The organism is Candidatus Magasanikbacteria bacterium (assembly GCA_021648085.1).
Classification (GTDB): Bacteria; Patescibacteriota; Patescibacteriia; order Magasanikbacterales; family UBA922; genus JAKITS01.
Genome location: JAKITS010000001.1, coordinates 163,035 through 177,805, shown reverse-complemented (window position 1 = coordinate 177,805; position 14,771 = coordinate 163,035). Strand labels below are relative to the sequence as shown.

Sequence of the window (14,771 nt, the reverse complement as noted above, 5' to 3'; positions counted from 1 at the left end):
TTAATTTTTATTACCCCCTATCCCCCATCGCCTCAGAAATCCTTTCCAATCCCACAATAAACGCTGCGACTCTCATATCAACTCCGTATTTTTCTTTTGCTTTCCAAACTGATTCAAAAGCTTCGTCCATTATTTTTTTCAATTTTTTGTTTACCTCTTCCTCTTCCCAATAATAATTTGTTGCATTTTGAACTTGTTCAAAATAACTCACTGTCACACCACCGGCGTTTGCCAAAATATCTGGTACAAACAAAACTCCATTTTTGTGTAAAATCTCATCTGCGTCTGGAGTCACAGGACCGTTTGCCAATTCTACAATTACATTTGCGCGAATACGCTCTGCGTTTTCTGCAGTAACTACTCCTTCCAAAGCTGCGGGCACCAACACATTTACACTCAATTCCAAAATATCCTCGTTTGAAATATCTTCTGCTCCAGCAAAACCAACCACACTTCCTGTGCTAGCTTTATGAGCTTTTACAGCTGAAATATCCAAGCCTTCTGTATTTACAATTCCACCTTTTGAATCGCTTACTGCCACAATTTTTGCATTTTGCTCTGCAAGAAAATCTGCCATTACTTGCCCAGCATTCCCAAAACCTTGAATTGCTACTGTAGTATCGCTTAAACTTTTATTCATTTTTGCCAAAACTTTTTGTAGTACAAAAAATCCACCTCTTGCAGTTGCTCTGTCACGCCCTTTGGAACCACCAAGCGAAAGTGGTTTTCCTGTTATCATTCCCGGTGCATGAGTTCCTGTCAATTTTTCATATTCGTCTAGCATCCAAGACATTATTTTTCCATTTGTATACACATCTGGCGCTGGTACATCTTGAGTTGGGCCTAGGTATTTATAAATTCCACGAATATATCCACGAGAAAGCTCTTCGAGTTCTCGCTCGGACAATTCTTTTGGATCTACGATAATTCCACCTTTTCCACCACCCAAAGGAATTCCAACGACTGCACATTTTAGAGTCATCCAAAAAGAAAGTGCTTTTACCTCACTTATATTTACATCCCAGTGATAGCGAATTCCGCCTTTAAAAGGTCCGCGAGCATTGTTATATTGACTTCTGTAGCCTTCAAAAACTTTTGTAGTGCCATTATCCATTTTTACTGGAATAGAAATTGTAAGCACGCGTTTTGGTGAAGATAATTCTGCCAAAATATCTTTGTCTAAATTCATTGCGTCCGACGCTCTTGTTAACTGTTTCATTGCTGAGTTGAATGGGTTATTCATAGTTTTTATCTGTTAAATAAGTAATATAAATTAAAAATTTTGTCATTTTAAGTATTGTCATTCCCGACTTGATCGGGAATCCAGAAACTTTAATAATTAAACAGTGATTCAGACTCTGGATCCCCAATCGAGTTGAGGATGACAGAAAAAGGAACTAATGTTTATTTTTAATTATTTATGTTTTTGTGAAATTGCAAGGGGATATTTCGACTTCACTTCGTTCCGCTCAATATGATGTGAAAAAATACGTCATCCTGAGCGAAATGGAGCATTGCGGAATGAAGTCGAACGGATCTCGAAATAGAATCACAAAAATTTAATTATTTGTATTTTAGTGATACTGCACGGGGATATTTCGACTTCGCTCAATATGACATAATAAAACATAATTAAATACACACTAGTATATACTAGTGTGTATTTATGTTAGTTCAATTTTCGACTTATTGCAAGTTAGATATTTTTATCAATTAGTTCTTGCAATTTTTCTTTTCCAATTCCACCCATAGCTTGATCTACAACCTCACCATTTTTGAAAACTAAAAATGTTGGAATGCTCATAACGCCATATTTTCCAGCTGAAATATTATTTTCATCTACATTTAACTTTCCTATTTTTACAGCTTTGTCTACATTTTCATTTGCAACCTCTTCTACAATTGGACCCATCATCTTGCAAGGCCCACACCAAGGTGCAAAAAAATCTACCAAAACTGGTACTTCTGAATTAACTACCTCCTCTTCAAAATTTGCATCTGTAAATATTTGTTCACTCATAAATTTAATTTAATTTAATTTCAATTCTCTGTCTTTTGTATCTTCTACGAAAACTTCCAAGATATCCTCTTTTTCAATTTTTACTTTTGTTTGAATACGAAGTCCACACTCAGAACCAGCAGGAACCATTTTTACATCTTGCTTTCCACTTTGTAGACCAATCAATTCTCCATATCCTTTAATTTCATTTCCTCTTGTAATTCTAACACGAGCATCTTTTCTCATTTTTCCATCTATTACCAAACCACCAATTGTGCTGTTATTTTTCTCTTCACGGAAAATAGCTTTTACATCCAATTTTCCAATTTCTGTTACAACTTTTTCTTTTTCAAGCAAGAATTGTAATTGTTCTTTTACCCAGTCTATTAAACCATAGATAATTTCAAAACGAAGAAATTCTATATCTTTATCACGCATCAACTCTTCCGAGCTTGATGTAGCGTTTACATTGAAACCAATCACAGTTCCACCGCTAGATTCTATCTTCACAATATCACTTTCATTGATATTTCCAAGTCCTTTTCCTACAATTTTCACCCCAACTTCTTTGTGTTCTATTTTTTCTAAAGATGCAATGATAGCCTCCAAAGAACCAAGTACATCGGCTTTTATCACCAAGTTCAAATATTTCTTTTTATTATCATCGTCTTCATTGCCTGAATCACTAGAAATTGATGTTTGCTGTGCACCCGTCTGCTCTAACTTTTTGCGTTTTACATCTATCTTTTTTGCAGAGCTTGCATTTGTATTATTCAAAACATCTCCCACAACTGGAGCAACCTTAAAGCCAATAATCTGAACAGGAGTAGATGGACTAGCTTCTTTTAAATCATTCCCATCATAATCTTTCATCGCTCGAACTTTTCCATAAATTTCCCCACCAATTACCAAAGGTTCACCCTTTTTCAAAGTTCCTGCCTGAATTAATATTGTAGCCACTGCCCCAATATTTTTGTCTAAATGAGACTCAATAACAGTACCAACAGCTGCAACATTTGGATCTGCCTGAATCTTGTCTTCATTTACATCTGCTGTTAAAAGTAAAATATCCAAAAGTTTGTCTATGTTTGTATTTGCCAAAGCTGAAATTGGAACTATTGGCACATCTCCACCCCAATCTTCTGGAATTACATCATTTTTTGATAATTCTGTTTTTACCCTATCTATATCTACTGTATCTTTGTCAATTTTGTTCAATGCCACAATATATGGAAGGTTTGCAGCTTTTATAATTTGAATAGCTTCTTTTGTTTGAGGTTTTACACCATCGTCTGCTGCCACAACCAAAATAGCCATATCTGCAACTTGCGCACCACGACTTCTCATAATTGTAAAAGCCTCATGTCCAGGAGTATCAATAAAAGTAAGAGGTCGTTCTTCTTTTGTTTTTGGATCTTTCCAAATAGTTTGGTAAGCACCAATATGCTGAGTGATTCCACCACTTTCTCCAGAAATTATATTTGCTTTACGAATTGTGTCTAATAATTTTGTTTTTCCATGGTCAACATGCCCCATTACAACAACGACTGGAGGTCTAGATTCTTTATTTTTTGCATTTTCTAAAGCTTCCTCCAAAATTTTAGTTTTCTCTTCTTCTTTTTCTTGCACACCCTTTCCACTTTCTTCTTTTTGAACACTAAAACCAAGCTCTTCTGCCATAATTGCGGCAGTATCATAATCAATATTTTGATTTTGGTTAGCCAAGATTCCATTTTTCATCAATTCCACAATAACCTGTGTCACAGGCATATTCAAACTTTCAGAAAAACTTTTTACAGTCATCACTTCTGGTAAAACAGCAGAAAGCCCACTTTCTTTACGAAGTGCTTTTTCAAGCCTGATCTTTTCTTCAGCTTCTTTTCTACGCTTATCATCTATATCTCTTTTGATATTTTTCCAACTACGCATTACCTGAAAAGCAACTTTGTCATCTACTTTTACAGCTTTTCTACCAACATCAAAACCATACTCTGGCAAAATTTCCAAAAGTTGTTGTGGGCGTACTCTTAATCTTCTAGCTAACTCTGTAACATTCATGTATTTTATTGTTTATAAATCTATTCCTAAATAATTATTCCGCCAAAATTTATATATTTCGACTACAACTTGATAAAAATTATTCATAAGTACTATCGCAATACCTCATAATTTTTATCTACGTTTCGCTCAAAATCTAAAAATTTTCATCGAAATCTTATTTAGTAATAGATTTAGTATATTTTTCTTTATACAATTCAACTGATTTCTTCACTGCTTCCATTGCTGATTCTCTTCCTTCCCAACCAGAAATTTCTACAGATTTGTCTTCAATTAGTTTGTATGTTTCAAAGAAATGTTGAATTTCTTTTACTGTGTGTTTATTTATATCTTCTAAATCTTTTACTTCATTCCAGCGTAAATCATTAACAGGGACTGCGATTACTTTATCATCACCTTCTCCGCCGTCTATCATACGCATCACTGCAATAGGACGAACATTTACCATAATTCCTGGGTGAAGTGGGTATGTTGTCAAAATTACAACATCTAGTGCATCCCCATCTTCCCACAAAGTCTGTGGCGCGAAACCATAATCAAATGGATAATCTTGTGCAGTTTTCATTGCACGATCTAGTTTGATAAGACCTGTTTCCTTATCTACTTCATATTTATTTTTAGATCCTTTTGGAATTTCTACAATAACTCTAAATTCTTCTGGAGCATTTTCTCCAAGTGATAGATCGTGCCAAAGATTCATAGGTTTTAATTAAAGATATTTGATAATAGCCCCATAATACCTAATTTAGCTAAAAAAAGCAAGTTTTTAGCTTGACAAAAGTGTTTTTTGTGGTATGTTATATCAACCTTACTATTAAGGAATGCTAACTCACAACCCAAAAAAAGGAGGAATTGAAATCGACAGAAAAATATTAGAACAAGGAGTATCGAGATCCATTCGACTTCACTCTACTTTACTCCATTTCACTCAGGATAACGCCATTTTTCTAAACTTTCGACTTTATGGACTTTATAACTTTACAGACTTATTTTTATTTTTTCTTAGCAAGTATTATATAGCCCTGAGCTTCTACTTTTTTTCCAATGATTAGCATTTCCAAAAAACTATAAAACTCTAAAAATGCTGTGGAATATGGGTGGGTTTTTATTTTTACACTAGTTAAAAGTCTGCTTATTTGTTTCAAAAAGAAAAATCCTTTTTTATTTTTTAGTGCATTATAAAATTCATTTGGATTTATAAAAAAATGTAATGCAGACGAAGAACGAACTTCCAAAATCTCGAAACCTGCTTTTTCTATCTTTTGTTTTAGCTCGTCCTTGGAATACAGAGAAATATGAAATTTTGAGTGTGGATCTATGTTTACTCCTTTTTTCATAAGACGATTTCGTACAAAAGCATGCTTTCCCAATTTGGATTCGCTAAACATTGCCAAAACTCCCCCACTTACCAAAATCCTATTTAAATCTGCCAACCATTTATCTACATTTTCTACATGCCCCAAAACATCTGATGTGTAAATTCCGTCTATTATTCTATCTTCAAATGGAAGTTTTGAACCATTATACAGTTTAATATCTGCGCTTATCTTTTTATTTTTTAAATTTTGTTTTGCTATATCTGTCTGCATTTTTACAACATCCACCCCAAAAAGATTTGCACTATCACCAAACATACTATTGAAATCTATAATACTAGAACCTGTGGCGCATCCAACATCCAAAATATTTACCTTATATTTTTTACCTGCTAAATTCTTTTTCAAAAAATTGTACAAAAAAAACCTCTTTGGATAAAACAAAAGTTTAGCTTTTTCTTTTAAAGTTATTTTGGAGTTTGGGAAAACAGGCTCAGAATGCCATATTTCTGAACCACTCTCTGTTATTACTCCCCAACCTGATATTTTTGTATTGTTTTTCATACATAATCATTGTATCATAAGTGATAATAGCAAACTAACGATTAAGCAGACTAAGTAAGGAAAATGTATAAGACAAGAAAGTAAAAACTTCTATTTTGTCATTCTCAACTTGACTAGGAATCCAGGAATCTACAAACCAGAACAATGATACAAACTCTCGATCACCAATCGAGTTAAAAATAAAAATATGACATAAAACACGCGAGTCTTTTTAAATAATAAAAAACTCGTGAAGTTACTTTTGTTAATTGCTAATTGTTAGTTATTAATTTATATTAATAATATGGAAGAAAAAGAATATTCAGGATTTCTTTTGGTGGATAAGCCAACCAATTGGACTAGCCATGATGTGGTCGGCTATCTTCGTGGTGTCACAAAAATAAAAAAGATAGGGCACGCTGGAACATTAGATCCTTTTGCAACGGGACTTTTGATAGTTGCGGTAAAAAGAGAAGCTACAAAAAGAATAGATGAATTCAAAAACTTGGATAAAACATACATTACAAAAATAAAACTCGGCGCAGAAACTGATACTTATGATAAAACTGGGAAAATTACAAAAAAAATAAAGGTAGAAATGAAACCAACAAAAAAAGAAGTTGAAAAAGTATTAAAAGAATTTCTAGGTGAACAAAATCAACTCCCACCAATGTATTCTGCCAAAAAAGTACAAGGTAAAAAATTGTATGAACTTGCTAGAGAAGGAATTGAGATAAAAAGAACGCCACATAAAATTACAATAAAAAATATAGCCTTAAAAAAATATAAATATCCATTTTTGACTATTGAAGTAAACACAACAACCGGAACATATATACGAACACTTGCGTTTGATATTGGAAAAAAATTGAAGACAGGAGCTTATTGCGAAGAATTAAGAAGATTAGCAATTGGAAAATATAAAGTTAAAAAAGCAAAAAAAATAAAAAGTTTAAAAAGAAAAAACTGGTTTAAAAAATTATTTCAGATTTCTTAAAAATTAGGTGAATTATCTAGTTTTTTATTGACACAAAAAGTAAAAAAAGATATAATGCAGTTATACCCAATTATTAATTAGGGTTTGAAAGGATACGATAGATTAAGACCTGTTCAAAAATAGGTCTGTTGTAAGAAAGAAAAGAAGACGACTGATATGGAAAATAATGTTAAATGCAAAATAACAAATTTAACGCTTAAATTAGCGAAAATAAACTTCTTGAGCTATAAAATATAAGCAAAAAAAATGCTTATTTTTGTGTACTTCTACAATAAAATATAGTATTCTCAAAAACCCAGTGAGAAACAAAAAATATGTCGCAGATAACACTATTTTTATCCTCTATTATTAGTATTTTTATTGGTGTTGCTATTGGTTATGCAGTACGCAAACTTATAGCACAATCCAAGATAAATACAGCAGAGGCAAAAGCAGAAAAAATTCTTTCAGAAGTGAAGAATAAGGAAAAAACTATTTTAATTGATGCAAAAGAAAAATCAATTAAAATTCTAGATGAAGTAAAAAGAGAAGAGAATAATATGCGAAAAGATATTCGCAATCTTCAAAATAGAATGTCCCAAAGAGAATCAATGTTCGACAATAAGTTGTTGGATTTTGAAAATCAAAAAAGTAAATTACAACAAAAAAGAGATGAGATAGAATCTGTAAAACAAAAAATAGATAACACCCACAAAGATGCAGTAGAAAAATTGCAAAAAATATCCAACTACTCAAAAGAACAAGCAAAAGAAGAATTAATGGTGGCTATAAAAAAAGACTCAGCACACGACCTGTCTGGCAGATTGATGAAAATTGAAAAAGAAAATGCAGAAATTTATGCAGAAAAAGCAAGAGAAATTATACTTGGAGCCATACAAAGATGTTCTTCAAACCACGCAAGTGAGACAACATCTACTGTTGTAAATTTGCCAAGCGATGATATGAAAGGTCGAATCATTGGAAAAGATGGTAGAAACATAAAAACAATTGAAAAATTAACAGGCTGTGAACTTGTAATAGACGAAACTCCAGGAGTAATCTTAATCTCTGGCTTCTCGCCAATTCGTCGTAGAGTATGCTTTCTTGCACTAGAAAGACTTATCCAAGAAGGTGTAATTCATCCTGGAAAAATTGAGCAAGCAATAGAAGACTCAAAAAAAGAGTTGGCTATTGATATCAAAAAAACTGGTGAGGAAGCACTTTATAAGCTTGGTTTTACTGGTATTGTACCAAAGTTAGTTTCAATTGTGGGGCGTTTAAAATATAGAACAAGTTATGGTCAAAACGTATTGAACCATTCAATTGAAGTTGCTTATCTTTCTGCTTTGATGGCAGAAGAAATTGGTGGAGTTGATCCTATAAAAGCAAAAAAAGCAGGTTTCTTTCATGATATTGGAAAAGCAGTAGACCAAGAAACACAAGGAACACACCCAGAAATTGGTTTTACAATTCTAAAGAAATTTGGATTAGATGAAGATTCACAAGATGCTGCGGCAAACCATCACGAAGACAAACCAGAAAAACTAATTACACAAATAGTAAAAGCCGCAGATGCAATATCTTCTTCACGAGTTGGTGCACGGCGTGATACTTATGAAAAATATGTAGCTCGTTTGGAAGAGTTGGAGCAAACTGCAAAGGACTTCCCAGGAATTGAAAAAGTTTATGCTATTCAAGCTGGACGCGAAGTGAGAATCTTTGTAAAGCCTAGCGAAATTGATGATTACCAAGCTTACAACCTTGCAAAAGATATTGCTAGAAAAGTAGAAAGTGAACTTCAATACCCAGGAGAAATCAAAGTAAGTGTAATAAGAGAGACGCGTGTGATAGAATACGCAAAATAATTTTGACATTCTAAGCTAATTCTCCTATAATAAACCTATTATACTTTCAATAAAAAATATGAACAAAGTAGAACTATCAAACCAAATAGCTGAAAAAGTTGGTGTATCTAAAAAAGAAGCTGTGCAAATGGTTTCTGCGTTTGTGGAAATAGTCACAAATACATTAAACACTGGCGGATTTGTAAACATTGCAGGTTTTGGAGCGTTTAGTGCAAAAACACGTGCTGGAAGAATTGGCGTAAACCCAAGAAATCCAAGCATCAAAATAGAAATTCCACCAGTAATTGTACCAAAATTCAAAGCAGGAAAAACACTGAAAGATACTTTGAAAGGAAGAAGATAAAAAAACTCAAAACAAAAAAAACTCCGAGAGGAGTTTTTTTTGTTTTTTATGAATTTATATAAAGTCTGAAAGTGTTTGACCTAATTTTTTGATAACACCGATAACAAGAGCATTACCCATTATAAAAGCTCGTTTTGTATTTGATACACCTTCTGTATGATTATCTGGAAACATATTAAGTCGTTCTAATTCTATTGGTGTTAATCTGCGTAAACGTCCTGTTTTTGTTTTAATAACGTGTTTAAACCTTGAAGGTGATGAGCCTCCTTCACCTGTCACAATTGTCCTAGATGCATTCTCTAAATTATCTGGAAAAATCATACCACCTTCTGAATAACTATATTCAAAACCATCTTTAGTACATCTCTTTTCTGTTTTACTATTTTTTAAATATTTCCACCTTTCAAATGTTTTCTCATCAATAAAAAATTCTTCCGGTACATGTTTCTCATCAATTAAAACGTCTTTTAGAATTACTTTTTTACCATTATATTTTGGATGAACTTTTTTTGTATATATTTTATTATCAATCATTATACCACTATTATAAAAAGGACTTATTTTTGGAGAATTTTTTGAAAATTCTTCAGAAACTTTAGCCGGATTAGTGTTAATCTGAAACGAGGTTAACAAATTATTATTTTTATAAATAGGAAAACCTTTTGCCATTACACTCTTTTTATTTATCCAATCTTCTAAATTTATATTCCGTGCTTTTTTATTAAGTTTTGTTCCTTTTTTATAAGCTAAAATAAAAACACGTCTTCGTCGTTGTGGAAAACCATATTCTGCTGCATTAATAATCCTCCATTCCACTATATAATTAAGTGAAGCCAAAGAGGAGAGCATTACAGCAAAATCACGCCCCCTTTGTTTAGTTGGTGATTTAAGAAGTCTATCAACATTTTCTAACAATAAAAAACTGGGAGCTTTTTCTCCACTTTTTTTTAAAATATCAAAAATAGACCACCACAAAACACCTTTTTTACCAATTAAACCATTTGCTTGATTTGCTGTACGTGCTACAGAATAATCTTGACAAGGAAAACCACCAACTAATAAATCATGTTCAGGAATTGTGTGAAATTTATTATCAACAACATTTCTAATATCCTCACAAGAATGTCCTTTTTCACCAAAATGTTTTTTGTATATTTCTGAAGCATGTTGTGTTTTTGTACTTGGTTCCCACTGACTATTCCAAATAGTTTTATATTTCACTTTTTCATTATCTGCTTGTTTAAGCCCGATTCGAAACCCTCCGACTCCAGCAAATAATTCAACCACTCTTATTATTTTCATATTAAAAAAATTTATTAATTATATTTTAACAAAAATAATGATATTGATCAAATTTTAATCAATATCATTTTCGAGTACTTTTTGAATATACTTTGCATTTAACCAAAATGACCTTTTTGTTTCTTGTGTTTTTTGTGGAGTTTCTATTGTATCTTTTGAATTTTTTCCATGCGGTCGCACATGAGCAACACCATTCTCACTCATTTTTGGTAAATTTTTATATTCTCCATTATTAATACAATCAATTGTTTTATCCCATACATTTCTAACTTCCAACAAATCTTTCATTGGAAAATTCCAAAATTTTATTTTTCTAAAAATAATCTCTTTACTATCTTTTTGTTTTTGAAATACAACAAATAAAAATTTTTTCGTTTCTAATAACTCATATAAATCACTCATTTTCTGATTTTCGTCATCATACCAAACCTGTGTTATTAAATCTTTATAATTAAATGCTGGAAAAGAAAGTGATTCCCTAAGAGTACCTGTATATTCCAATGTAATTACTTTCATTTTTATATTTCCTTTTTCTAATTCCTCAATTTTATTTGATTTAACACCGAGCATTCTATTTGCCAAAAGACGTTTCCAACTTTTTGGTTTTTTCTCAATTTCCCAACCCACAATATTCTTAATCTCAAGATCTGTTTTTCCTATAAATTTAGAAAACTTTTCTTTTACAATATCTTCTACCGTAGCTAATCGTCGTTTTTTCTTAAAAATTGATTCTGTATCTACAGACTTACCGAGTAATTCTTTTTGAATTAAAAAGTTTAAATATTGTTGTTTAAAAGAAAAAGCTCTTGGTTTTGCTAATATACGTGATTTTGGTTGGTCACGTACAACCCTACTATTTGCAGCTTTTGTACAAGCACCTAAATAATACGTATCCCCTTCAGACAACAAATGAGCTTCTCCCCGTTTAATTTTTGCGACAATATATTCCCAATCCTTTTGTATTTGATATATATCTTCACCAGATAGACCATTTAGTAAGTCAAGTAAATGTACAAATTTAAACTCATAATCCAAAATACTCTGATCTTTAAGCCACAGATAAAACATCAGCAAAAGAACTTTATTTTTTTTAAGAAATGAACTATTTTCCCATGTTTCATTTACTATTTTATTATAATTAATCATTGAAAAAACCAAACGTTCCTTAGAAACAAAATCTTTTTTATTAGATTTTTTAAGTGGATTGGTTTTTAATTCTATACCAGCAATAACAAAATCTGCCTCAGCATTATTATTTACATTAAGCCCAAAAACGAATTCCTCAACCAACTCACCCAAAAGTCCTTTTCGTCTTTTATTATATTGAAAAAGTTTTTGTTCCAATTTTTCAATATCAATATTATTATCAATCATTATATCACGCAAAGATTGATTAAGAATTTTCTTAGCTTCTTTTAATACATCATTTTTTGTTGTGTATATTTTATTCATATTTCCATTTTTTAATTATGTTATTAAAATCAACATCTTTCCATTCCTCTTTCCATGTTTCCAAATATTTCACATCATTTGAAGATGGCTGTTTATCGTTATCACATTTTTCTATTTTAACTAAAGATGGCATAATTATTGATTCTCCAAGCAAAAGTCCTTCTCCAGATTGTAATGATGGTAAATTATCAATTAGATTCCCCAATGTATCTGGTAACAATCTTTTTACATAATTCTGATCAGTTGGATTTGTTAATCTCATAGCAATAAAGTTATTGCATTGAGAGAAGATGGTTTCAGATATTTCAGATGGCCTTTGGCTTATAATACCTAAAGTTACACCATATTTTCTTCCTTCTTTTGCAATTCTTTCAATAGCATTCCTCGATGCTCTAAATTTTGCAAAATCATTTTTTGGTACATATTTATGTGCTTCTTCATATATAAGCAATAATGGAGTTTCCAAATCAACACCTTCGTTTAAATATTTTTTATAAAAATATCCATAATCAAATAATATTCTTGAAATTAAAGCTACTGTGACACTAAGAACGTCAAAAGGAACACCACTTAAATCAATAATTGTTACATTTGATTTATTGTCATCTTTATATCCAATAAATTGTCTCAAAGTATCTTCAAAAGAAATTTCTTTTGAATTATCTCCTAATAAAAATTCAAATCTTTTATCATTCAATTTATTCTCTAATCTACTGACAAAATTGGTTAATTTTCCAAATAATGAACCCTGTTTTTCTTTATTATTTGCACCTGGAACCATTTCTTGATTTTTGTTTTGAGCAAATTCCAAAACTTTTTGAATATCAAACAAAACAGGAGAATCATAATGAATCTTTTCTTTTCTATTGTTAAAATCTTCATGACTTTCACCATCTTCTTTAATTAAACTGTCCTTTTTATTCGTTACAATTGATTCTTTGAAAACATTTTTTTGATTGTGGTCATTAGCTTCCGTATCAATAAATAGTTCTTCTAATTCTTCACTATTGAGTAACCAATAAGGCAAAACTAAGTTGCTAATATCCAAAAAGTTGGCATCTGGGAAAGCTGTTTTATATTCGTTGTGAATATCAAATATTATAATGTGAGAATTGTTTAATTCGAATTCACCATTTTTCTCTGCAACAGCTTTTTGTATAATTTTTGCTATCGTATGCGATTTCCCTGAACCACTAGACCCAACAATTGCGAAATGTTTATTGAAAAATTTATTCCCATTTACAGGAACTTCAATATTTTCATCTTGTGCTAATTTTGCAAATAAAAACTTTTCTTGTGGCTCAAATCCATTTTCATAAATTAATTTTATATTTTCTTCACTTGCAGGTCCTACCTCTGTTGGTGGAATAGTCAAAGCATCGCCACCTCTAGTAAATTCTTTACCTTTTATTGTACCGAGAGGACTAGCTTCTAATACGTAAGCGTTGTAAGTTTCTTTATTTTTTTCACCTTGTTCATTTTCTATAATTCTTTCTTTTAATTCTATTTGATAGCTTTCAATAATAGCAATAAGTTTACAACCTTCATTATCAGAAATTTCAAGATAAGAGCCAATTTTTAAATCACCAAGTGCGTCATCTATATTATCTTTAAAAGCAGTTAGATTTTCTACTTCAATTTTTACTTTATTTGGATAAACGGAAGTTACGAAAGCAAGTTTTTGATCAGTTGAATTTGTCATGATATTTTAAGTTAAAGAATAAAAATAATATCTGATATGTTTTTTATTTGTATTTCAATATTTTTCATATTAGGTTTAATTATAATACTTTCATTTGTGTAAAATTGATAAATTTCTTTTGGATGTTGAAAATCTTCACTTATTAATCGCTTTAAAATATCTTCATTATTAACTAATTTTAAACAAAGATTGTTGTGGATTGTAGAATTTTGTTTTATTGAATCTAAAGAAAAATTAGCACCAGCAAAATCAAAACCATCTTTGAAAATTGTACTTTCTTTTAATAATTCAGTTTTTAACTGAATTAAACTATCATCTGAAATATTAATCATATAAATATACGGGGCAGGAGATTTTATTACTTTACCTCTCCATGTTCCTGATTTGTTATAAAATGCATCTTTAATTTTAAAAACAACTTCTTTTATATCTGCAATGCTTTCATTTCTACTTAATTCTACAATAATGAATCTTTCAAAATAATCTATATTTCTATTAGAAAAATGTTGTTTTTTAATAAAAGTAAAATATTTTTGATCACCTTGATATTCTCTAAAACTAGAATTAAAGATTAGACACTTACCGTTTTTTAAATAATCAAATATTTCTTTTTGAGTACACGTCCTGTTTTTAATTTTTATGGTTGGATTATTTGTGACTAATTTATACAAAAAGTCTGAAATATTTGCATAATAAAACATTGCCTCTTCGTCAGTATTTCCAATAAAACTCTGTTCTTTTAATTTTAAAATTACAGAATTAAATTGAGATTGAAACTCTGGAGAAAAATCTAAATAAAAATTATTAACAAAGTCTATTCTTTCCTGTTCTGTAAAATCATTTTTTAGGTTCCCTAAAAATTCATCCAAAGTATCCTTTGAAATTTTTTTATCTTGATCTACTTTTTCCTCATATCCATTTAAGTCATCAAAATAAGTATACAAAATATATTTTTTTGTGTTATCTACTTTAAATTCTTCAATGAGTTGTGATATTGGCTTGTTTACTTGAGAGGGAACTAGCTTAGTAGTTTCTTTATATTTAACTTGTATAACTGAATCAGCTAAATCTATGTCTTGAATTTGCTCAATATTTATACTTTTACTCTCGTCATCAGTATTTAAGATTTCTAAAATTGCTTTATCTATTTGATAAGCAAAACCTTTTATAGCATAATATCCCCCATCATTAATTATAATATTATTTTTTGGCATT

12 protein-coding genes are annotated in these 14,771 nt (G+C 30.7%); 3 read left to right on the top strand and 9 right to left on the bottom strand.

What is annotated here, in order from left to right:
• Positions 1-10 precede the first annotated feature (10 nt).
• The 5 genes from L3J07_00805 to L3J07_00785 form a co-directional block, all read right to left on the bottom strand.
• Complete coding sequence (locus L3J07_00805; protein ID MCF6276365.1) at positions 11-1,243, bottom strand: Glu/Leu/Phe/Val dehydrogenase; 1,233 nt, start codon at positions 1,241-1,243, stop codon at positions 11-13.
• A gap of 453 nt (positions 1,244-1,696) precedes the next feature.
• Entirely contained in the window at positions 1,697-2,020 is a 324-nt protein-coding gene (trxA, locus tag L3J07_00800; protein MCF6276364.1) for a thioredoxin, read from the bottom strand.
• A 9-nt stretch (positions 2,021-2,029) separates the two neighbouring features.
• A complete protein-coding gene (gene infB / locus L3J07_00795) occupies positions 2,030-4,057 on the bottom strand; it encodes a translation initiation factor IF-2 (protein MCF6276363.1) in 2,028 nt (675 codons plus the stop codon).
• Between the two features lie 157 nt (positions 4,058-4,214).
• On the bottom strand, positions 4,215-4,757 hold the full coding sequence (locus L3J07_00790) for an inorganic diphosphatase (GenBank protein MCF6276362.1): 543 nt from the start codon (positions 4,755-4,757) through the stop codon (positions 4,215-4,217).
• A gap of 292 nt (positions 4,758-5,049) precedes the next feature.
• Positions 5,050-5,937, bottom strand: a complete 888-nt coding sequence (locus L3J07_00785; protein MCF6276361.1) for a methyltransferase domain-containing protein — start codon at positions 5,935-5,937, stop codon at positions 5,050-5,052.
• 283 nt (positions 5,938-6,220) lie between these two features.
• Here L3J07_00785 and truB point away from each other — a divergent pair, with 283 nt between their 5' ends.
• From truB to L3J07_00770, 3 genes are all read left to right on the top strand, one after another.
• Positions 6,221-6,913, top strand: coding sequence for a tRNA pseudouridine(55) synthase TruB (gene truB, locus L3J07_00780; GenBank protein MCF6276360.1), 693 nt, complete (start codon positions 6,221-6,223; stop codon positions 6,911-6,913).
• A gap of 314 nt (positions 6,914-7,227) precedes the next feature.
• Complete coding sequence (gene rny, locus L3J07_00775) at positions 7,228-8,757, top strand: ribonuclease Y (protein ID MCF6276359.1); 1,530 nt, start codon at positions 7,228-7,230, stop codon at positions 8,755-8,757.
• A gap of 58 nt (positions 8,758-8,815) precedes the next feature.
• Positions 8,816-9,100 (top strand): HU family DNA-binding protein, encoded by a 285-nt coding sequence (locus L3J07_00770; protein MCF6276358.1) that lies wholly within the window; start codon positions 8,816-8,818, stop codon positions 9,098-9,100.
• Positions 9,101-9,154: 54 nt separating this feature from the next.
• On the opposite strand, the gene dcm is transcribed toward L3J07_00770, so the two are convergent.
• Genes dcm through L3J07_00750 form a run of 4 tightly spaced genes read right to left on the bottom strand, consistent with a single transcriptional unit; the run spans position 9,155 to position 14,770 of the window.
• Positions 9,155-10,402 carry a DNA (cytosine-5-)-methyltransferase gene (dcm, locus tag L3J07_00765; protein MCF6276357.1) on the bottom strand — a complete coding sequence of 416 codons (1,248 nt, stop codon included), beginning with the start codon at positions 10,400-10,402 and terminating at the stop codon, positions 9,155-9,157.
• Positions 10,403-10,456: 54 nt separating this feature from the next.
• A complete protein-coding gene (locus tag L3J07_00760) occupies positions 10,457-11,854 on the bottom strand; it encodes a hypothetical protein (GenBank protein ID MCF6276356.1) in 1,398 nt (465 codons plus the stop codon).
• Positions 11,847-13,556, bottom strand: a complete 1,710-nt coding sequence (locus L3J07_00755; protein MCF6276355.1) for an ATP-binding protein — start codon at positions 13,554-13,556, stop codon at positions 11,847-11,849. The genes L3J07_00760 and L3J07_00755 overlap by 8 nt, the downstream gene beginning before the upstream one ends.
• An 11-nt stretch (positions 13,557-13,567) precedes the next feature.
• Positions 13,568-14,770, bottom strand: a complete 1,203-nt coding sequence (locus L3J07_00750) for a hypothetical protein (protein MCF6276354.1) — start codon at positions 14,768-14,770, stop codon at positions 13,568-13,570.
• Between the last annotated feature and the right edge of the window lies 1 nt (position 14,771).